Origin of the sequence: Rhizobium sp. 42MFCr.1 (genome assembly GCF_000377185.1) — a bacterium.
Lineage (GTDB): Bacteria > Pseudomonadota > Alphaproteobacteria > Rhizobiales > Rhizobiaceae > Rhizobium > Rhizobium altiplani.
Window position 1 is genome coordinate 62554 of the sequence record NZ_KB897818.1, and the last position, 19684, is coordinate 82237.

Annotated in this window: 18 protein-coding genes; 14 read left to right on the forward strand and 4 right to left on the reverse strand. The window is 60.0% G+C overall.

What is annotated here, in order from left to right; genetic code table 11:
• Positions 1 to 61: 61 nt before the first annotated feature.
• The 6 genes from C934_RS0100315 to C934_RS0100340 all read left to right on the forward strand — a co-directional run bounded on the left by C934_RS0100315 (position 62) and on the right by C934_RS0100340 (position 5961).
• Positions 62 to 544 (forward strand): 3-hydroxyacyl-ACP dehydratase FabZ family protein, encoded by a 483-nt coding sequence (locus tag C934_RS0100315; RefSeq protein ID WP_018854723.1) that lies wholly within the window; start codon positions 62 to 64, stop codon positions 542 to 544.
• Entirely contained in the window at positions 541 to 1737 is a 1197-nt protein-coding gene (locus C934_RS0100320; protein WP_018854724.1) for a beta-ketoacyl-ACP synthase, read from the forward strand. The genes C934_RS0100315 and C934_RS0100320 overlap by 4 nt, the downstream gene beginning before the upstream one ends.
• Positions 1738 to 1748: 11 nt before the next feature.
• Positions 1749 to 3035, forward strand: coding sequence for a beta-ketoacyl-ACP synthase (locus tag C934_RS0100325; protein WP_018854725.1), 1287 nt, complete (start codon positions 1749 to 1751; stop codon positions 3033 to 3035).
• Positions 3036 to 3089: 54 nt separating this feature from the next.
• Positions 3090 to 4118, forward strand: a complete 1029-nt coding sequence (locus C934_RS0100330) for a zinc-binding dehydrogenase (RefSeq protein WP_018854726.1) — start codon at positions 3090 to 3092, stop codon at positions 4116 to 4118.
• 4 nt (positions 4119 to 4122) lie between these two features.
• Positions 4123 to 5058, forward strand: a complete 936-nt coding sequence (locus C934_RS0100335; RefSeq protein WP_018854727.1) for a lipid A biosynthesis lauroyl acyltransferase — start codon at positions 4123 to 4125, stop codon at positions 5056 to 5058.
• A 183-nt stretch (positions 5059 to 5241) separates the two neighbouring features.
• Complete coding sequence (locus tag C934_RS0100340) at positions 5242 to 5961, forward strand: PAS domain-containing protein (RefSeq protein WP_037088996.1); 720 nt, start codon at positions 5242 to 5244, stop codon at positions 5959 to 5961.
• Here the strand turns inward: C934_RS0100340 and C934_RS0100345 are convergent, their stop codons facing one another.
• The 3 genes from C934_RS0100345 to C934_RS0100355 form a co-directional block, all read right to left on the reverse strand.
• On the reverse strand, positions 5962 to 6315 hold the full coding sequence (locus C934_RS0100345; protein WP_018854729.1) for a VOC family protein: 354 nt from the start codon (positions 6313 to 6315) through the stop codon (positions 5962 to 5964).
• A 9-nt stretch (positions 6316 to 6324) separates the two neighbouring features.
• Positions 6325 to 6723 carry a polyketide cyclase gene (locus C934_RS0100350; protein ID WP_018854730.1) on the reverse strand — a complete coding sequence of 133 codons (399 nt, stop codon included), beginning with the start codon at positions 6721 to 6723 and terminating at the stop codon, positions 6325 to 6327.
• Between the two features lie 69 nt (positions 6724 to 6792).
• Positions 6793 to 7578, reverse strand: a complete 786-nt coding sequence (locus C934_RS0100355) for a helix-turn-helix domain-containing protein (protein ID WP_018854731.1) — start codon at positions 7576 to 7578, stop codon at positions 6793 to 6795.
• Positions 7579 to 7704: 126 nt separating this feature from the next.
• Here C934_RS0100355 and gndA point away from each other — a divergent pair, with 126 nt between their 5' ends.
• On the forward strand, positions 7705 to 9156 hold the full coding sequence (gene gndA / locus C934_RS0100360; RefSeq protein WP_192240567.1) for an NADP-dependent phosphogluconate dehydrogenase: 1452 nt from the start codon (positions 7705 to 7707) through the stop codon (positions 9154 to 9156).
• A gap of 80 nt (positions 9157 to 9236) precedes the next feature.
• Here the strand turns inward: gndA and C934_RS0100365 are convergent, their stop codons facing one another.
• Positions 9237 to 10280, reverse strand: a complete 1044-nt coding sequence (locus C934_RS0100365; RefSeq protein WP_018854733.1) for a LacI family transcriptional regulator — start codon at positions 10278 to 10280, stop codon at positions 9237 to 9239.
• A gap of 454 nt (positions 10281 to 10734) precedes the next feature.
• On the opposite strand from C934_RS0100365, the gene C934_RS0100370 reads away from it, so the two are divergent.
• The 7 genes from C934_RS0100370 (at position 10735) to C934_RS0100400 (ending at position 19621) form a co-directional block, all read left to right on the forward strand.
• Complete coding sequence (locus tag C934_RS0100370) at positions 10735 to 11970, forward strand: ABC transporter substrate-binding protein (protein ID WP_018854734.1); 1236 nt, start codon at positions 10735 to 10737, stop codon at positions 11968 to 11970.
• A 213-nt stretch (positions 11971 to 12183) separates the two neighbouring features.
• Positions 12184 to 13086, forward strand: coding sequence for a carbohydrate ABC transporter permease (locus C934_RS0100375; protein WP_018854735.1), 903 nt, complete (start codon positions 12184 to 12186; stop codon positions 13084 to 13086).
• Complete coding sequence (locus C934_RS0100380) at positions 13079 to 13999, forward strand: carbohydrate ABC transporter permease (protein ID WP_018854736.1); 921 nt, start codon at positions 13079 to 13081, stop codon at positions 13997 to 13999. Before C934_RS0100375 ends, C934_RS0100380 begins: the two co-directional genes overlap by 8 nt.
• A 3-nt stretch (positions 14000 to 14002) precedes the next feature.
• Positions 14003 to 15088, forward strand: a complete 1086-nt coding sequence (locus tag C934_RS0100385; protein ID WP_018854737.1) for an ABC transporter ATP-binding protein — start codon at positions 14003 to 14005, stop codon at positions 15086 to 15088.
• 121 nt (positions 15089 to 15209) lie between these two features.
• The gene (locus tag C934_RS0100390; protein ID WP_018854738.1) at positions 15210 to 17675 is read left to right on the forward strand and encodes a beta-mannosidase; all 2466 of its coding nucleotides are present in this window, start codon (positions 15210 to 15212) and stop codon (positions 17673 to 17675) included.
• Between the two features lie 42 nt (positions 17676 to 17717).
• Positions 17718 to 18479, forward strand: coding sequence for a sugar phosphate isomerase/epimerase family protein (locus C934_RS0100395; protein ID WP_026371458.1), 762 nt, complete (start codon positions 17718 to 17720; stop codon positions 18477 to 18479).
• Between the two features lie 8 nt (positions 18480 to 18487).
• Complete coding sequence (locus C934_RS0100400) at positions 18488 to 19621, forward strand: Gfo/Idh/MocA family protein (protein ID WP_018854740.1); 1134 nt, start codon at positions 18488 to 18490, stop codon at positions 19619 to 19621.
• Positions 19622 to 19684 lie beyond the last annotated feature (63 nt).

Below are 19684 nucleotides of genomic sequence, written 5' to 3' on the forward strand. Positions count from 1 at the left end.
GCGGTTTCGTTCCTAAGTAGGCCTAGCCGCAGGGCAGGTATCCTTGTGGCCGGAGGATTCGATGCTACTGGAGTACTTCCAGATGATTGACCGCATCGAGGCGGTCAACCTTCAGAAAGGGACGCTCAAGGCGCGCTCTGTCGTGCCTGCGAAAAGCCCGGTCTTTGAAGGTCATTTTCCCGGTATGCCCCTGGTTCCCGGTGTGCTGCTGATCGAAACGATGGCGCAGGCATCCGGCATGCTCGTGCTGGCGGCCACCGATTTTGCCGCAATGCCGTTCCTGATGTCCGTCGACGGGGCCAAGATGCGTACCTTCGTGGAACCCGAGGCGGTGTTGGACATCGAGGCGTTTCTGGAACACGACGGCTCCGGATTTGCGGTAACCAAGGCAAAGATCACGAGCGGCGGTAAGAAGGTCTGCGACGCGCAGCTCAAGCTGCGGACCATGCCTTTCAGCGAGGTTCCGCTTGGAGATATCGTCAAGAAGCGTGCCGCTGAAGTTGGCCTCATGGATGCGATTGCTTCGCAGGGAGTAAATGAATGAGCAAGGCTCAGAATGATGTCGTGATCACGGGCGTCGGCATTGTAACGTGCCAGGGCGTCGGCAAGGAGCCGCATATCGCGCTGCTCACTGCTGAAGGCGCGCCGCAGACAATCGTCGAGCTTGAGAAATTCAAGCCCTATCCGGTCCACCCGCTTCCGGAGATCGACTGGTCGCAGCAGATCGCCAAGCGCGGCGACCAGCGGCAGATGGAAAACTGGCAGCGTATCGGTGTTTTCGCCGCCGGTCTCGCTCTCGATGACGCCGGCTTCAAGGAAGACGCGGAAGCCTGCGGCACCATGGACATGATCGTCGCTGCTGGCGGCGGCGAGCGCGACATCAATGTCGATACGCTGATCGTCGACGAAGGCCTGAAGCGCAACGACCGTGAGGTTCTCCTGAACGAAAAGCTGACGACGGAACTGCGCCCGACGCTATTCCTGGCGCAGCTGTCCAACCTGCTCGCCGGCAACATTTCCATCGTCCACAAGGTTACCGGTTCTTCGCGGACCTTCATGGGCGAGGAGTCCGCTGGCATCTCCGCTGTCGAGACGGCCTTCCATCGCATCAAGTCGGGCGAATCGACGCACGCACTGGTCGGCGGGGCTTATTCGGCGGAACGTCTGGACATGGTCCTCCTGTTCGAGGCGATCAATGTCTACTGCCGCAACGAATGGCAGCCGCTTTGGTCCCGAGATCACGGCGGCGTCATTTCCGGATCGCTCGGCGCGTTCCTCGTCCTCGAGTCGCGCGCGCATGCGGACGCACGTGGCGCGCACATCTATGCGTCGATCTCGTCCATTGAAGGCGATCGCGGCAATCGCAACTCGGGCAACCTCGAGAAGCGCCTTGAGCGATTGCTGGAAACCGCGTCCGACCTTCCGCCGGAGAGCACCGCAATCTTCTCCGGCTCTACGGGCATTCCTGACCTCGCCGGCCGTGAGAAGGCCGTGCTCGAGCGTCATCTGCCTGGCGCCGCTGTTCGCGGCTTCGGCGGTGTCACCGGCCATGGACTTGAGGCGCATTTTACGCTCGGCCTGGCGCTGGGGGCGTTGGCCGTCGACAGTAAGGCGAAGATTCCGGTCTTCGATCAGGCCCATGAAAAGCCGATGGCGGCCGCGACCAAGGCGGCCGTCGTTACTACAGTCGGTCATCAGCGCGGCGAAGGCGTCGCGGTTCTTTCCGCGGAAGCGTGAGGAGTGTGCAAATGAAAGATTCGGCTTACAAGGATCACCTCGGCCGCCCGATCGTCGCAGTGACGGGTGTCGGTATCATCACCTCGCTGGGGCAGGGCCTGAATGATAACTGGTCAGCACTGACCGCCGGTAACTCTGGCATTCATGCGATCAATCGTTTTCCGACCGAGGGACTTTCGACCCGCATCGCCGGAACCGTCGATTTCATCGACATTCCGGTCGCGAACGCAGTCGAACGCTCTTACGCGTTTGCCCGTGAAACCACGATCGAAGCGCTCGCCGATGCTGGTATCAGCGGCGATTTTGATGGTCCGTTGTTCCTTGCTGCGCCGCCGATCGAGCCGGAGTGGAGCGCGCGTTTCGATCTCGCCGACCGTTCGCCGCCGGCCGATCATGCCGGGGATGCCTATGACCGGTTCCTGGCTGCTATGCGCCAGCGCCCGGACGGCGCTTTCCATGAGGCGTCGCTGTTCGGCGCAATTTCCGAGCGCCTTGCCGATCGTTTCGGCACACGCGGTCTGCCGGTGACATTGTCGACCGCCTGTGCATCAGGCGCGACTGCAATCCAGCTCGGCATCGAGGCGATCCGCCAGGGTCGTAGCTCGCGAGCGCTTGCGGTAGCGACCGACGGCTCTGTCAGCGCGGAGGCACTCATCCGCTTCTCGCTGCTTTCGGCTCTCTCGACGCAAAACGATCCGCCGACCAAGGCCTCCAAGCCGTTCAGCAAGGATCGCGACGGTTTCGTCATTGCCGAAGGTGCCGCCACACTGGTGTTGGAGTCGCTCGAGGCAGCTGTCGCGCGCGGCGCGAAGATCCTCGGCATCATGAAGGGCGCTGGCGAAAAGGCCGACTCCTTCCATCGTACCCGTTCGTCTCCCGACGGCGGCCCGGCGATTGCGACGATCCGCGCAGCGCTGGCGGATGCTGGCATGGGCGAGGGCGATATCGGCTACATCAATGCCCACGGCACCTCGACGCCAGAGAACGACAAGATGGAATATGCTTCCATGCTGGCCGTATTCGGCGAGCGGATGGCGTCCATCCCGTTGTCGTCGAATAAGTCGATGATCGGTCACACGCTGACGGCTGCGGGCGCGGTGGAGGCGGTGTTCTCGCTGCAGACGATGTTGACGGGCACGCTGCCGCCGACGATCAACTACACCAACCCCGATCCATCGATCGTTATCGACGTGGTGCCAAACAAGAAGCGGGAAAGCCAGGTCAACGCCGTGCTTTCCAACTCCTTCGGCTTCGGCGGGCAGAATGCCAGCCTTGTCATGGCGCTCGAACCGGCTTAATCGGTTCCCGACAAAACATCGAGATAGAACGCCCTCGCGGCGAAGGACTTTGCCATGCGCGCCTTGCAACTGATTGACGATCGCAAGCTTGAGATCACCGACCTTCCAGAACCGGCCGCTCCCGGCCCGGGTGAGGTTACGCTGCGCGTCAAGGCAGTGGCTCTCAATCACATCGACGTCTGGGGCTGGCGCGGCATGGCGTTTGCGAAGCGCAAGATGCCGCTGGTGATCGGCGCGGAAGCTGCGGGCGTTGTCGAAGCGATCGGGCCGGGCGTTGCCAATGTCCTGCCGGGCCAACTGGTGTCGATCTATGGTGCACGTACCTGCGGCCTCTGCCGTCCGTGCAGTGAGGGCCGCGACAATCTCTGTGAGCATGTTTCCGGCGTTCATGGTTTCCATCTGGACGGTTTTGCGCAGGAAAAGGTGAACCTGCCTACGCGCCTCCTCGTTCCGGCCCCTCCCGGGGTTGATGCCATCGGCGCGGCGCTTGCTCCAGTGACCTTTGGAACGGTCGAGCACATGCTGTTCGACAACGCCAAGCTGGAACCGGGCGAAACCATCCTCGTGCACGCCGGCGGCTCCGGCATCGGCACGGCGGCGATCCAGCTGGCGAAAAAGATCGGCTGCACCGTCATCACGACTGTGGGCTCCGACGACAAGATCGAGAAGGCCAAGGCACTCGGCGCTGATCATGTCATCAACTACCGCACCGACCGCTTTGAAGGCGTCGTGCGCAAGCTCACCAAGAAGAAGGGCGTCGACGTCGTCTTCGAGCACGTCGGCAAGGATACGTGGGCGGGCTCCATGCTCTCGATGAAGCGCGGCGGGCGTCTTGTCACCTGCGGTTCTACCTCGGGTGTCTCCACCGACATGAACCTTATGATGCTCTTCCAGCAACAGCTGAAGCTGCTCGGCTCGTTCGGCTGCCGGATGGAGAACATGGCGAATGCCATGCAGAAGATGGGGCGCGGACTGGTCCATCCTGTCATCGACACCGAAGTCGGCTTCGACGACATCGACCGCGCACTGGAGCGCATGGAGTCGCGCCAGATCTTCGGCAAGATCATCCTCAAGATGGATTGAGCCCTTGAAGCTCTTCATCACTAAGGTCGTGCTGGCCCTCATCCACTTTCGCCAGTGGTTGATCGCCCAGGCGATGTTCGGTTTTCTGAACTTCCTGAAGCTGTTTCCGGCTGACGGTGCGATCAACTTTGCCGACTGGCTGACGCGAAAACTCGGCCCGCGCGTGAAGCGCCACCAGCTGATGCTGACCAATCTGCGCAACGCGTTTCCTGAGAAGAGCGAAGCGGAGATCCAGGAAATCGCGCTGGCGAGCTGGGGGAATATGGGGCGTCTTGCCGCCGAGTATGTGTTTCTCGACCGGCTGTTCGATTTCGACTATTTGAGCAAGGAGCCGGGCCGGGTCGAGGTGTCGGGGATACCGATCTTCATCGATCTGCTGGAAAATCCGCGCCCATTCATCGTTTTCACTGCGCACACGGGCAATTTCGAGCTGCTGCCGGTAGCCGGCGCGGCATTTGGCCTTCATGTGTCGGTGCTGTTTCGCCCCCCGAACAACCCCTATGTCGCGAAGAGAGTTTTCGATTTTCGCAGCGCACGAATGGGCAAGCTCGTGCCGTCTCATGCTGGCTCGTCTTTCGCGTTGGCGCGGCAGCTGGAGGCGGGGCAGGGCGTTGGTGTCCTTGTGGACCAGAAATTCCGCAAGGGACTGAAGACAAAGTTCTTCGGGCTCGACGCCCAGACCAATCCGCTGCTCGGAAAGCTCGTCCGTCAATTCAACTGCGAGGTCTATCCTGCACGCTGCATCCGGCTTCCGGGAAATCGCTATCGGCTGGAAATCGAGCCGAAGCTCGCGATGCCCCGGGATAGCAACGGCAATCTCGACATGGTCGCGACGGCGCAGCTCTTGAACGACAAGGTGGAGAGCTGGGTGCGGGAGTATCCCGAGCAGTGGCTCTGGTATCACGACCGGTGGAAGATAAAACACGACGTGTTCAAGTAAGCCTGCGTCGATCCCTATATCTCATCATTGAAAAACCTGCGCCCGCGTTCATTGAATATGAACCTACGTCATGTTAGCGATTGCCATCAAGGCGAGTGGCTAAGCGCTGTTGGCTTCAACTTGCGTGACGCATAGCTCGGTCGATCTCGGTCGCATTCGTTCACGGAATGCATTGGAGGCGTCTTGCTGGGTCTTTTTCGAGCGTTCTCATTGTGTTGTGCGCAGATTGATGCGGCGATCGCCGTCGGTGACGACGCGCGCGTGAACATGCTGGATCGCTCGGTCGAACCGCTCGTCGACGCAATTCTCGGGCATGCCGCTACGAGCATTCTTGAAGTTCATATGCAGCTGGAATTCATCAGTTGCCTTATCGACCAATATGCGGACGACAGTGAGACCGTTCGCGGTTATGTCGCGCTGCTTTCGGCGCTTATGGAAAGGTACTTCGGGGGATCTGCACCCCGTTGGCGGATGCCGCCGGTTGAGCGACAGCCTGTTACCGATCCTTTTGCGTTCGCGCCGAGCGTCGACAATGGCCACTTTCTGAATGCTGCAATCCTCGATGCGATGCCCGACCGTGTCGCGGTGCTGACGAGGGACTATCGCTATCTTTATTCGAACACCGTCAACTCGGCATATCTTGGCCGGAAGCCAATCGATATGATTGGTCGTCACGTGATGGAGTTTATTGGCGAGAAGCGCTTTCACGAAGGCGCGAAGGCAAAGCTCGACGCTTGTTTTGCGGGGCGTGGCAGCGACTACGCCTACGAGCGCCACGACAGCGACGCGGTGAAGATCGTCCACTGCCGCATGTCGCCATTGCGAGATTCGTCTGGAAGTGTGATCGGGGCCTTGATCATCTTGCAGCACGCGGGAGCGAAGGCGCCGACCGTCGTCGCGTAATCAGGCCTTCGTCCACACGGCAAGTTCATATCCGTCCGGATCACTGAAGTGAAACCTGCGTCCACCGGGGAAGCCGGTGATGGGTTTTACGATGGTTCCGCCGGCAGCTTCCACGCTTGAAAGGGCGGCCTCAAGATCATCCGCGTAGAGAATGACGAGAGGCCCGCCGGGCCGGGGATTGCCTAGCGTCGTAAACCCGCCTTTCAGCCGTCCGTCATCAAATTCGCAGTATTCGGGACCATAGTCGGTAAAGGTCCAGCCGAAAGCCTTGCCGTAGAACGCCTTGCAGGCCTCTATATTGCTGACGTTAAATTCGACGTAGTCGATGCGTCGGTTGTCCCCTGTTGCAGCCATGATCGCCTCCTATGCTTCCATCAACGCCTTGAGTGCCGTGAGATCTTTCGCGACGTGGGCGGCATCGGCCTCGAACTGCTCGTCCGTCATGCCCGGGATGCGCAACAACGTGAACATGACCTCGCAGCCATCGCCGTTCGGCACGATCCGCAGTGCGTTGTAGACCCGTAACCCGCTCTCGATCGTCACTGTGTGGTCGATGACGCCGAACTCGTTGTTCGGGACGAAACTGACCTTGACCGTGCCGAGCGGACCAGTGGCAATCCAGTCGTCGCCGTTGCGTTCCAGCCCGGAGGCCAGTCCAGAGGCCCAAAGCGGCATGTTCTCCGGGGCGGCGGCAAAGGCATAGACGTCGCGCCAGTTCCTGTCGATGGAGCTGTGGACGATCCTTGCGGGCATCGTAGACATGGCATTTTCCTGTGTTGCTCTCAATGGAGATAGCAGAACGGCCAGTTTCATATTGAAGAAAACGGACGTTCAACCGGTTATCTGCTGCTGAAGCTGCATGGGCGTCAGCGTAGAAATTTCGCGCGCATCTCGGGTCATATGCGCCTGGTCGGCATAACCGGCTGCCACCGCCAACTCCGCGAGCGGAAGGCTCTTGCTGCTCCGGCAGAGGCCGAGCATGCGCTGAAACCGGCGAATTCGCGCAAGGGTCTTCGGTCCGTAGCCGAAATGGGTGTGGCAACGCCGGCGAAGCTGGCGCGCCCCGATGGACAGGTCCTCGAGCATCGCGTCGGCCACGTCGCCGGACTGCGAAATACCGCTTGCGCGCGCAAACACCGAGGCCATGTCACCGGCCGGCGCGATGCGTCTGGCGGCCTCCTGCTCAAGTGCGGCTTTTAACTGCAGCAACCGTTCGTTCGATCCGACACCGACGCCCAGCAATTCATTCAATCTCAAGGCCGCCGCGCCCCAGAAGTCCTCCAGAGGAATGGACTGTCCGACGATGTCGCAGAGCTGCACCTTGAGCCACCCGGCTGCGGCGCCCGGAGCGAAGCGCGCACCCACTATCCTCTCGCCACCGGCAAGCGACGGAAAGGCACTGCTGCGGTCCGGTCCGGCCACCACCAGCGTGCCACCCATCCAGACGATGTCGCAATAACCGTCCGGCACGATCGCTATCCTATCGGCTCCGCTGCGGATCTCGTGTGACCAAAGACAATGAAAATGAGCGCCAAGCACAGGCGAGGGCGCATACTCCGTGTATCGGCCTGCGCGAGCGGCCAGAACGGCCTCCTCCTGTGTTGCTGCGCGGCTCATTGGTCCTCATCCTGTAAGATCAAGTGGGAATATGGTTTAGTTTGCAATGCCGGCAATACGAGGCCGATTCGAAGCCGAATCGAACTTGCCGTTTGAGCCAGAGAGTGCCACAACACCGGTCCAAAAATGACTCATCGGAGGTGTATCGTGGAAAAGGCAGAAATCGGGCTGATCGGTCTTGCCGTCATGGGTTCCAACCTGGCGCTCAACATTGCGGAAAAAGGCAACAAGATTGCTGTCTTTAACCGTACACCTGAGAAAACGGACGAGTTCTACGAAAGCGCCGGCGATCTGAAGAAGCAGATCATTCCCTGCAAGACGATCGAGGAGTTCGTCGAAGCGATCCGCCCGCCGCGTCCGATCATCATCATGATCAAGGCCGGTGAGGCCGTCGATCAGCAGATGGAAGCACTGCGCCCGCATCTTTCCAAGGGCGACATCATGATCGATGCCGGCAACGCCAACTTCCGCGACACGATCGCCCGTTTCGACCGCCTGAAGAACACCGACCTCACCTTCATCGGCATGGGTGTCTCGGGTGGTGAAGAGGGTGCACGCCATGGGCCTTCGATCATGGTCGGTGGCACCGAGGACTCCTGGAAGCGCGTCGAGAAGGTGCTGACCTCGATCGCCGCCAAATACAACGATGATCCTTGCGTTGCCTGGCTCGGCAATGACGGTGCCGGCCATTTCGTCAAGACGATCCACAACGGCATCGAATATGCCGACATGCAGATGATCGCCGAAATCTACGGCATCCTGCGCGATGGTCTCGGCAAGAGCGCCAAGGACATTTCCGGCATCTTCGGCGAATGGAACAAGGGTCGCTTGAACTCCTACCTGATCGAGATTTCCGAGAAGGTGCTGGCCGCGAGTGATCCGGTCTCCGGTGGCCCGATGGTCGACATGATCCTTGACAAGGCCGGCCAGAAGGGCACCGGCAAGTGGTCGGCGATCGAAGCGCAGAACATGGGCATTCCGGCAACCGCGATCGAAGCCGCCGTTGCCGCCCGCAGCCTGTCGTCGATGAAGACCGAGCGCGAAGCCGCCGAGAAGATCTTCGGCAAGCCGGAATACAAGTTCCCGATCGCCTACGGCCCCGAACTCAACAAGGATCTGGAGCTGGCGCTGTTCGCCGCCAAGATCGGCGCTTATGCGCAGGGCTTCGCCGTCATGGCGGAAGCATCGCGCGAGTTCAACTGGTCGCTGCCGATGCCTGTCATCGCCAAGATCTGGCGAGCCGGCTGTATCATCCGCTCGCAGTTCCTCGACGAGATCACCTCGGCCTTCACCAAGGCTCCGGATGCTGCCAACCTGGTCGTGACGCCTGCCTTCTCCGAGATGGTCAAGGAATCGATCCCGGCGCTGCGCCGCGTCGTTGCGGCGGCCCTGCAAGCCGGCCTGCCGGTTCCGGCGCTGACCTCGGCGCTGACCTATTTCGACGCCTATCGCCAAGGCCGCGGCACCGCGAACCTGATCCAGGCGCAGCGTGACTTCTTCGGCGCGCACGGCTTTGATCGCCTCGACAGCAAGGACTTCCACCACGGCCCGTGGGGTAGCGGTGCGGCGACCTTCTGAGCCGGCGCGCGTTCCCTAAATGAAAAAGCCCGGCCGGAGCTGGGCTTTTTTGATTCTCGCCGCTTTGGTTTCCTGTTGGGTCATTCGAAGACGCCGTCCGGCCAGGTGGGCTGGCTGACGCTCTGCAGCTTTTCGGGCGGAACGCCTTCGATGCGGCCGATCACCGCGCGGGCGAGTTCGCGGCCGGCCTCGCGAACGTCCTCGAAACAGGTGATCATATTCGGTCGTATCCAGTTGAGGATCTCCGTCGATTGCTTCGAGACGAGGTCGACGTCGCGACCGACGACGCAACCGGCAGCCTCTACACCGGCATTGACGGCGATCGCGCCGGCGGCCGAGGAGGAAACGATGCCATCTGGCGCATGCGAGGAACGCATCAGCGCTTCCACCTCGTCGCGTATCTGCTGCAACGGCGCGTCGATGTTGACGCGCAGTGGGATCTCTTCGGCGCCATAGACATGCAGCGCCGTCTGGAAGCCGATCCGCGTATGGGCGAAATAGGTGAGCCGGCCTGGCGGCGGCAGCAGCGCTATCTTCCGACGGCCTTTGGCGACGAGGGCGCGGACGGCCTGATAAGCGTAAGCCTCGCTGTCGAAATCATGATAGGGATGTACGAGATCGCTCTCGGTGCGCCCGTGCGTGGAGAAGGGCATGTTGCGTTCGATCATCAGGCTGACGCGAGGGTCGTCGGGCTCGATTCGCGAGATAATAACGCCGTCGGCGGAGCCGGTGTCGAGAATGTAGCGGACCGGTAATAGCGGATCCTTGGCGATGGAATAGGGCGTCACGACGAGGTGATAGGGCGTGCCCGACAAAACGTCCGAAATGCCGAAGACAATCTGGCTGGTGAAGCCCATGATCTCTTCGTCGATGCTGAGCACGAGCGCGATGACGTTGGTTTTGCCGGTTCTGAGGCGCACGCCCGCTCTGTTCGGCTGATAGCCGAGCTGGCGGGCGACCATGCGCACGCGCTCCTTGGTTTCGGCACCGATATCGGGCGCATCCTTCAGGGCACGCGAAACGGTGGTCACACCGAGGCCCGTCATGAAGGCAATCGTCTTGAGCGTCGGCCTCTCCCGCTGGAGCACGCCGGTGGCGTCTCCAAATTTTTCGTTATTTTTCATCCCTCTAGACCATCCTATGCGATTTGGTCCGCTTATAGAGTCTTTTTAGAAGCGTCGTAAGCGCAAGTGCGACCAAAGATGCTCCTCCCTCAGACAGCGAAATCTGTAACGATACAGTAGAATTGTCGAGACCTTTTTCGCGTTTGAACAGCATGGGTGCGCCCATAGGTTTAGTCATGGTGTTTTGCTCACATTTTTTGCACCTGCGAATGAAACGTGCCGCCGAAAATGCGATAACTACGATATTTTGTGCGTTAAAACAATTCGATAATCCAGATTGTGCACTTGCTCGCTCGTTGTGCTTTCCACGCTCTCCCGTGCAAAAATCAACGCCATTATGCAGTCTGAGATTGCAAAGAAAAAAGTTTAGAAATTTTTCATCGGCTGGCTGTTGCGCGAAAATATCGATTGCACTAAGTTTTTCCGGCAACGTTTCAGTGAGGGAGGAGAACTCATGAATTTTCGTTTGATCGCGGCTGCACTTGCCGCTTCCGTCGTGCTGCCGCTCGGTGCGGCGAACGCGACCGATCTTGAAGTCACCCATTGGTGGACTTCTGGTGGCGAAGCCGCTGCCGTGGCAGAACTCGCAAAGGCATTCGACGCGACCGGCAACAAGTGGGTCGACGGTGCGATCGCCGGCTCCGGCGGTACCGCGCGTCCGATCATGATCAGCCGCATCACCGGCGGTGATCCGATGGGTGCCACGCAGTTCAACCATGGTCGTCAGGCCGAAGAGCTGGTTCAGGCTGGCCTGATGCGGGACCTGACCGACGTCGCCACCGCCGAGCACTGGAAGGACATCATTCGTCCGTCGAGCCTGCTCGATTCCTGCACGATCGACGGCAAGATCTATTGTGCCCCGGTCAACATCCACTCCTGGCAGTGGCTGTGGCTCTCCAATGCAGCCTTCAAGAAGGCTGGCGTTGAAGTGCCGAAGAACTGGGACGAATTTGTCGCCGCCTCTCCGGCGCTCGAAAAGGCCGGCATCGTTCCGCTCGCCGTTGGCGGTCAGCCCTGGCAAGCTGCCGGCGCGTTCGACGTGCTGATGGTTGCCATTGCCGGCAAGGATACCTTCCTCAAGGTGTTCAAGGACAAGGACGCTGAAGCGGCTGCCGGTCCGGAGATCGCAAAGGTTTTCAAGGCCGCCGATGACGCTCGCCGTATGTCCAAGGGCAGCAATGTTCAGGACTGGAATCAAGCAACCAACCTCGTCATCACGGGCAAGGCCGGTGGCCAGATCATGGGTGACTGGGCGCAAGGCGAGTTCCAGCTGGCTGGTCAGAAGGCCGGTACCGACTACACCTGCCTTCCGGGCCTCGGCGTGAACGAAATCATCTCCACCGGCGGTGATGCCTTCTACTTCCCCCTGCTCAAGGACGAAGAGAAGTCTAAGGCACAGGCTGTGCTTGCCAAGACGCTTCTCGATCCCAAGACGCAGGTTGCCTTCAACCTGAAGAAGGGCTCGCTGCCAGTTCGCGGTGACGTTGACCTTGGTGCAGCCAACGACTGCATGAAGAAGGGTCTCGACATCCTCGCAAAGGGCAATGTGATCCAAGGTACCGACCAGCTTCTGTCGGCGGATAGCCAGAAGCAGAAGGAAGACCTCTTCTCGGAGTTCTTCGCAAATCCGTCGATGACGCCGGAAGCCGCTCAGAAGCGCTTCGCTGAAATCATCGCTTCTGCCGACTGATCGTCGCTTTTCCGACGCTGTTGCGATCCGGCTCCGTGTGACGGAGCCGGATTTGCCCGGAACTCCCATCGTGTCCGGGTGGCGGCAGGGCTCGAGGCTGGTAGCAGCTGATGCAGGGCATCCGGCCTTGGTATGGGAGTGAGAAGAGGAGGCGACCGGTAGACGGTTCGCTGCTCTGGATCACAGCAGAATTGCGATTCAGGAGGAATTACAATGACGGGTCAAGCGAAAGCCGGCCGGCCAAATCAGTTACTGCGCAATCTGAATTCGAAGATTGCATCCATTCCGATGATCCTGACCGCCTTGGTCATCTTCGTCGGTGGCTCGGCCTGGACGGTCGTTTATTCATTCACGAACTCGAAGCTCCTTCCGCGGTTGAGCTTCGTAGGTCTCGAACAATACAGGCGCCTGTGGGCTGCCCCGCGCTGGATCGTGTCCATCGAGAATCTTGCGATCTACGGCGTGCTATCGATTATCTTCAGCCTGGTGATCGGCTTTGTGCTCGCGGCGTTGATGGACCAAAAGATCCGGTTCGAAAATACGTTCCGTACGATCTTCCTCTACCCATTCGCCCTGTCTTTCATCGTTACCGGCCTCGTCTGGCAGTGGATCCTGAACCCTGAGTTTGGCATCCAATCAGTTGTCCGGTCGTTTGGCTGGACAAGCTTCAATTTCGACCCGCTCTACACACCTGAAATCGTCATCTACGGCATTTTGATCGCCGCGCTGTGGCAGGGCACGGGTCTCGTCATGTGCCTTATGCTCGCCGGCTTGCGCGGTATCGATGAAGACATCTGGAAGGCCGCGCGCGTCGACGGCATCCCGATGTGGAAGACCTATCTCTTCATCGTCATTCCGATGATGCGGCCTGTCTTCATCACGACGCTTGTCATCATCGCCAGTGGCATCGTCAAGGTCTACGACCTGGTGGTGGCGCAGACATCAGGTGGTCCAGGCATCGCCTCTGAAGTCCCTGCGAAATACGTTTACGACTACATGTTCCAGGCTCAGAATCTGGGGCAGGGTTTCGCCGCCTCGACCATGATGCTGGTCACCGTCGCGATCATCATCATCCCGTGGGCCTATCTGGAATTCGGAGGGCGTAAACGTGCCTGATTCTGTTACTCTCAAGACCTCCGGTGGCCGCGCGTCCGGCCCCAGCGGCCCGAAGCCGAAGCGGGTGATCTCTCCGCGCAACATCATTCTCTATGGCACGCTTTTTGTTGCCGCTGCATATTACCTTCTTCCGCTTTACGTGATGATGGTCACGTCGCTGAAGGGCATGCCCGAAATCCGCCTCGGCAATATCTTCTCACCGCCGGTCGAAATCACCTTCGAGCCCTGGGTGAAGGCTTGGGCGACGGCCTGCACAGGCCTGAACTGCGACGGCCTCTCGCGCGGCTTCTGGAATTCGGTGCGTATCACCGTTCCCTCGGTGGTCCTGTCGATTGCCATTGCCTCGGTGAACGGCTATGCGCTCGCCAACTGGCGCTTCAAGGGTTCGGAAGTCTTCTTTGCGATCCTCGTCGTCGGCGCGTTCATTCCCTATCAGGTGATGATCTATCCTATCGTTATCGTGCTGCGTGAAATCGGCGTCTATGGAACTCTGACGGGCCTGATCATCGTGCACAGCATCTTCGGGATGCCGATCCTGACGCTGCTGTTCCGCAACTACTTCGCATCGCTGCCGCAGGAGCTCTTCAAGGCTGCCCGCATCGATGGGGCCGGCTTCTGGCAGATTTTCCTGAAGATCATGCTGCCCATGTCGCTGCCGATCTTCGTCGTCGCCATGATCCTGCAGGTCACCGGCATCTGGAACGACTTCCTGTTCGGTGTCGTCTTCACCCGACCGGAGTACTACCCGATGACCGTGCAGCTCAACAACATCGTCAACTCTGTCCAGGGCGTGAAGGAATACAACGTCAATATGGCCGCAACGATCCTGACGGGTCTGGTGCCGCTCGTTGTCTATTTCGTATCGGGACGACTTTTCGTCCGTGGTATTGCCGCTGGCGCAGTGAAAGGCTGATCCATGAATTCAAGTGTTTCCATCCGAGATCTCTCGTTGAACTTCGGTTCGGTCAGCGTTCTCAAGGACCTCAACCTCGAAATCAACGACGGCGAGTTCCTGGTTCTCCTGGGCTCTTCCGGCTGCGGCAAGTCCACGCTGTTGAACTGCATCGCCGGACTGCTCGACGCATCCGACGGCCAGATCTTCATCAAGGGCAAGAACGTCACCTGGGAAGAGCCGAAGGATCGCGGCATCGGCATGGTGTTCCAGTCCTACGCGCTCTATCCGCAGATGAGCGTCGAGAAGAACCTGTCTTTCGGCCTCCAGGTCGCCAAGGTGCCACAGCAGGAGATCGACAAGCGCGTGGCGCGTGCGGCGGAAATCCTGCAGATCCAGCCGCTGCTGAAGCGCAAGCCGGCCGAGCTCTCGGGCGGCCAGCGTCAGCGCGTTGCGATCGGTCGCGCATTGGTGCGCGACGTGGATGTGTTCCTGTTCGACGAGCCGCTGTCGAACCTCGACGCCAAGCTGCGCTCGGAGCTGCGCGTCGAAATCAAGCGCCTGCACCAGTCGCTGAACAACACGATGATCTACGTCACGCACGACCAGATCGAAGCGCTGACCTTGGCCGATCGTATCGCGATCATGAAAAACGGCATCATCCAGCAGCTTGCCGACCCGACGACGATCTACAACAAGCCACGCAATCTCTTTGTTGCAGGCTTTATCGGCTCGCCGTCGATGAATTTCTTGCGTGGGGAGATCACCAAGCAGGGTGACGAGGCGTTCTTCACCGCAAACGGCGTGAACTTCTCTGTTGCAGCCTATGAGGCGCCCGAATCGCTGCAAGCGGGCCGCAAGGTCATTCTCGGCGTTCGTCCTGAACATGTGAAGGTCAACGAGAATCTCGGCGCCGAGGTCCACGAAGCGACCGTCGACATCGAGGAACCAATGGGCGCCGACAACCTGCTTTGGCTGAAGCATGCCGGCCACACGATGTCCGTGCGTATCAATGGTGCACGCCGCTTCAGCCCCGGTTCCGCCGTCAAGCTCGGCTTCGATATGTCGCTGGCGTCGCTCTTTGATGCGGAGACTGAGCTTCGTATCTAGAAATCGCAATAGGGCGGAGCGTATAGTTCCGCCCGTTCTCCAATCGGCCATCTGGCCACCAAGTTCGGCTGCGGCCCGCGATTGCGGGTGGTCCTAAGCGCGGCCCGATCGGGATAATGCTATGACTTCCTTGCCGACAAACGGGTTTAACCTCGACCTATCCGGATCGTGGAAGCTCACCTCAGCCGACGGCGAGGTCACGACATCGATCACGCTGCCGGGCGATGTGCACACGGCGCTGCATGCCGCTGAACTGATCCCCGATCCCTATTTCGGCCGTAACGAGGAGATCGTTCAGTGGGTGGCGCAGCGCGACTGGGTGCTGGAACGCAGTTTCACGCTGTCCGAGCCGGACGGCGAGTGGTATCTCGATATCGACTATCTCGATACCGTTGCCGCGGTGTTCGTCAACGGTTCTCCGGTGCTGCTCGCCGATAACAGCTTCCGTCGCTACCGGCCCGATGTAGGTGGCCAGCTGAAGACTGGCGAGAACCACATTCGGATCGTGCTGCACTCGAGCATTTCGGCCGGTGCCGACCGGCAGGCCAAGCAGCCGTTCTACATCCCATATCACCCCGGCAATTCGCCTATTGCGAATGGCAATATGCTGCGCAAGCCGCAGTGCCATTTCGGTTGGGACTGGAACATCGCGATTGCGCCGCTCGGCCTCTATGGCACGATCGCTTTGCGCAGGCTCGAGACTGCGCGCATCGACCACGTCACGACACGTCAGGTCCATAATCTCGACGGCTCCGTCGATCTGCAGGTGACGGCGACATTGTTCGCCAAGAATCCGGGGATTGTGCCTGTTCATTTTACGCTCGACGGGGAACGCATTCGGCTCGACGTCGGCGTCGGCGCCGGCGAAACCGTCGTCAACCACGTCTTCCAGATCGATAAGCCGCGCTTGTGGTGGCCGGCGGGCAGTGGTGAGCAGGCGCTCTACACATTGACTGTCGATCTTCCGTCGGATGCGGTCAGCAAGCAAATCGGTCTTCGCACCGTCGAGCTGATCACGACGCCCGATGCCGCCGGCAGCCGTTTCGCGCTGAAGGTCAACGGCCGCGAGATCTTCTGCCGCGGCGCCAACTGGATCCCGGCTGATGCGCTGTTTTCGCTGTCATCGCCCGAGAAGACTGAAGACCTGCTGCAGTCGGCTCATGCCGCAAACATGAACATGATCCGCGTCTGGGGCGGCGGCTTCTACGAACATGACTATTTCTACGATCTTTGCGATCGGATGGGCCTGATGGTCTGGCAGGATTTCATGTTCGCCTGCAACCTCTATCCTTCGACGGAGGATTTCCTCGACAACGTCGCGCTTGAGGTCGACTATCAGGTGCGCCGTCTGTCCTCGCATCCGTCGATCGCGCTGTGGTGCGGCGACAACGAACTGGTCGGTGCGCTCACCTGGTTCGACGAGTCGAAGAAGGATCGCGACCGCTATCTTGTCTCCTACGATCGCCTCAACCGTACGATCGAGCAGGCGATGAAGAAGGCGGCGCCCGACGCCATCTGGTGGCCGTCGAGCCCGGCATCCGGTTATCTCGATTTCGGCGATGCCTGGCATGCCGACGGTTCCGGCGACATGCACTACTGGTCGGTCTGGCACGAGAACAAGTCGTTCGACAATTATCGATCGGTGCGCCCGCGCTTCTGCTCGGAATTCGGCTTCCAGTCCTATACGTCGCTGCCTGTCATCAAGACCTACGCCGATCCGAAGGACATGAACGTAGCGTCGCCTGTCATGGAGCTGCACCAGAAGAATGCAGGTGGCAACGAGCGCATTGCCGGGACGATGTTCCGCTATTTCCGCTTCCCGAAGGACTTCCCGAATTTCGTCTATCTCAGCCAGATCCAGCAGGGTCTCGCAATCAAGACCGCAGTGGAATACTGGCGGTCGCTGAAGCCGCATTGCATGGGCACCATCTACTGGCAGCTCAATGACACATGGCCGGTCGCCTCGTGGTCGAGCCTCGACCACGGCGGTCGCTGGAAGGCGATGCATTATCTGGTCAAGCGCTTCTTCCAGCCGGTCGCCGTTGCGGCGATCCCTGATGAGGACGGCAAGCAGATCCGCTTCTCGCTGGTCAACGACACGCTTGCCGAGGTCAGCATCGACCTGTCGGTCTCGGTCCTCGACATGAAGGGCGAACGCAAGCACCTGAAGGACGTGCAGGCGGTCTGCACCCCTGACGCAGCCGTAACGGCGACGAGCATCGACGTTTCCGAAATTCCTGCCGGGACACTGCTTGCCTGGCGCTTCACGGCGTCGAATGGCATGGGTGGCGAGGGGCACTATGTGCACGGCACCTACAAGGCACTGGAGCTCGAGGCTGCGGGCCTCATGGTCACACACGAGTATGTCGAGGAAGACGGCTCCGTGTGCCTTAACGTCACTGCGAAGGGACTTGCGCTCTTCGTGATGATCGAGACCGAGACCGACGGCAAGTATTCAGACAATGCCTTCGATCTGGCGGCGGGCGAGACGCGCCGCATTACCTTCACCCCGGCAAAGCCGCTCGAGGGCGGCACCTTGCCGGAATTCCGTTTCTACGACCTGCAATCCTGTCAGTCCGTGGATTGATCCTGACTGAAATGCAATGGGCACGAGGCCCGAGGAGGAATGATGACGAAACTGAGTTTCCAGCTTTACAGCGCCCGTAACTTCCAGCCCTATTCGGCGATCTTTGAAAAGCTCGGCAAGGCCGGCTATCAGGAAGTCGAAGGTTTCGGCGGCATCTATGCCGACCTCGATGATGCCGGCCTGAACAGCCTGCGTGCCGAACTCGACAAGAACGGTCTTGTCATGGCCAGTGGCCATTTCAGCCCCGATTTCCTCGACGGCGAAGTCCAGAAGTCGCTGAACATTGCAAAGGTCCTCGGCATGGACTCGATCTATGCGCCGCATCTCGCCGCCGAGCAGCGCCCGACCGATGGTGCCGGCTGGCTGGCCTTCGGCAAGCGGCTGCATGAGATGGCAAAGCCCTACAAGGATGCCGGCTATGAGTTCGGCTGGCACAACCACGACTTCGAATTCGTGAAGCTCGCCGATGGCTCACTGCCGATCGAACGCATCTTTGAAGGCGCTCCTGACATTTCCTGGGAAGCGGATATCGCCTGGGTCGTTCGCGGTGGTGCTGACCCGTTCGCTTGGATCGAAAAGCTCGGATCGCGCATCACCTCGGCTCACGTCAAGGACATTGCGCCGGCTGGCGAGAACAAGAACGAGGATGGTTGGGCAGATGTTGGCCACGGCACTCTGCAGTGGGCCAAGCTCATCGCTGCACTCAAGAGCACCAAGACCAAGCACTACGTCGTCGAGCATGACAACCCGGCCGATGTCGACCGCCTGATCACGCGCTCGATCGCATCCTTCAAGACTTATTGAGGCATATCATGACCAAGGAACTTGGCGTCGGCATCATCGGATGCGGCAACATCTCCACCACCTACTTCTCACTCTCTCCGCTTTTCAAGGGTCTGAAGGTCCTGGCCTGCGCCGATATCAACGTGCAGGCTGCCCAGGCCCGCGCCGAGGAATACGGCGTAAAGGCGCAGACGATCGATGAGCTTCTCGCCAATGACGAGATCGACGTCGTCGTCAACCTGACGATCCCGGATGCTCACTTCCCGGTTTCCAAGGCGATCCTTGAATCCGGCAAGCACGTCTATTCGGAAAAGCCGCTGGTTCTCACCCTCGAGCAGGGTGAAGAGTTGCGCCGCATTGCCAAGGAGAAGAACCTCTCCGTCGGCTGCGCGCCGGATACCTTCCTCGGCGGCGCGCACCAGCTTGCCCGCAAGTTTATCGACGACGGTGGCATCGGCCGCGTCACCTCGGGCGCGTGCTACGTCATGAGCCCGGGCATGGAGATGTGGCATCCGAACCCGGACTTCTTCTTCCTGCCCGGCGGCGGCCCGATCCTCGATCTCGGTCCATACTACATCGCCAACCTGATCAACCTGATCGGTCCGGTGAAGCGCGTCGGCGCGATGACCTCCATGGCGTCCGAGACCCGCACCATCACCAGCCAGCCGCGTCATGGCGAGACCATCCCGGTCAAGACGCCGACGACGATCCAGGCGATCCTCGAATTTGTCAGCGGCGCGACTGTCACGCTGACGGCGAGCTGGGATGTCTGGTCTCATCGCCACGCCAACATGGAGCTCTATGGCACCGAGGGCTCGCTTTACGTGCCGGATCCGAACTTCTTCGGCGGCGTCGTCGAGGCCAGCGGCAAGGACAAGGACATCAAGCCGGTCGAAGGCTGGGAACATCCCTTCGGTATCTTCAACCAGGAGAGCCCGCAGGGACCGCGCGCCAACTACCGCACGGCGGGTCTCGCCGACATGGCGATGGCGATCATCGAGGGGCGCGATGCGCGTTGCTCGCTCGATCGCACGCTCCACGGCGTCGACGTCATGACTTCAATCCTGAAGTCGGGCGAGGAAGGCCGTTTCATCGAGCTGACGACGACCTGCACGCAGCCGGCCGCACTCGGCATCGAAGAAGCGCAGGCGCTCTTGAAGTAAGCGACCAAAGGACTATGGTCCGGCGCGGGCGACAAGCCCGCGCTTTTTCGCTTAAAGGATCAG

What these genes read in the sequence shown, in the direction of transcription:
- C934_RS0100315 (WP_018854723.1), top strand. Translation starts at nt 62, where the DNA reads ATGCTACTGGAGTACTTCCAGATGATTGACCGCATCGAGGCGGTCAAC.
- C934_RS0100320 (WP_018854724.1), top strand. Translation starts at nt 541, where the DNA reads ATGAGCAAGGCTCAGAATGATGTCGTGATCACGGGCGTCGGCATTGTA.
- C934_RS0100325 (WP_018854725.1), top strand. Translation starts at nt 1,749, where the DNA reads ATGAAAGATTCGGCTTACAAGGATCACCTCGGCCGCCCGATCGTCGCA.
- C934_RS0100330 (WP_018854726.1), top strand. Translation starts at nt 3,090, where the DNA reads ATGCGCGCCTTGCAACTGATTGACGATCGCAAGCTTGAGATCACCGAC.
- C934_RS0100345 (WP_018854729.1), bottom strand. Translation starts at nt 6,315, where the DNA reads ATGGCTGCAACAGGGGACAACCGACGCATCGACTACGTCGAATTTAAC.
- C934_RS0100350 (WP_018854730.1), bottom strand. Translation starts at nt 6,723, where the DNA reads ATGTCTACGATGCCCGCAAGGATCGTCCACAGCTCCATCGACAGGAAC.
- C934_RS0100355 (WP_018854731.1), bottom strand. Translation starts at nt 7,578, where the DNA reads ATGAGCCGCGCAGCAACACAGGAGGAGGCCGTTCTGGCCGCTCGCGCA.
- gndA (WP_192240567.1), top strand. Translation starts at nt 7,705, where the DNA reads ATGACTCATCGGAGGTGTATCGTGGAAAAGGCAGAAATCGGGCTGATC.
- C934_RS0100365 (WP_018854733.1), bottom strand. Translation starts at nt 10,280, where the DNA reads ATGAAAAATAACGAAAAATTTGGAGACGCCACCGGCGTGCTCCAGCGG.
- C934_RS0100370 (WP_018854734.1), top strand. Translation starts at nt 10,735, where the DNA reads ATGAATTTTCGTTTGATCGCGGCTGCACTTGCCGCTTCCGTCGTGCTG.
- C934_RS0100375 (WP_018854735.1), top strand. Translation starts at nt 12,184, where the DNA reads ATGACGGGTCAAGCGAAAGCCGGCCGGCCAAATCAGTTACTGCGCAAT.
- C934_RS0100385 (WP_018854737.1), top strand. Translation starts at nt 14,003, where the DNA reads ATGAATTCAAGTGTTTCCATCCGAGATCTCTCGTTGAACTTCGGTTCG.
- C934_RS0100390 (WP_018854738.1), top strand. Translation starts at nt 15,210, where the DNA reads ATGACTTCCTTGCCGACAAACGGGTTTAACCTCGACCTATCCGGATCG.
- C934_RS0100395 (WP_026371458.1), top strand. Translation starts at nt 17,718, where the DNA reads ATGACGAAACTGAGTTTCCAGCTTTACAGCGCCCGTAACTTCCAGCCC.
- C934_RS0100400 (WP_018854740.1), top strand. Translation starts at nt 18,488, where the DNA reads ATGACCAAGGAACTTGGCGTCGGCATCATCGGATGCGGCAACATCTCC.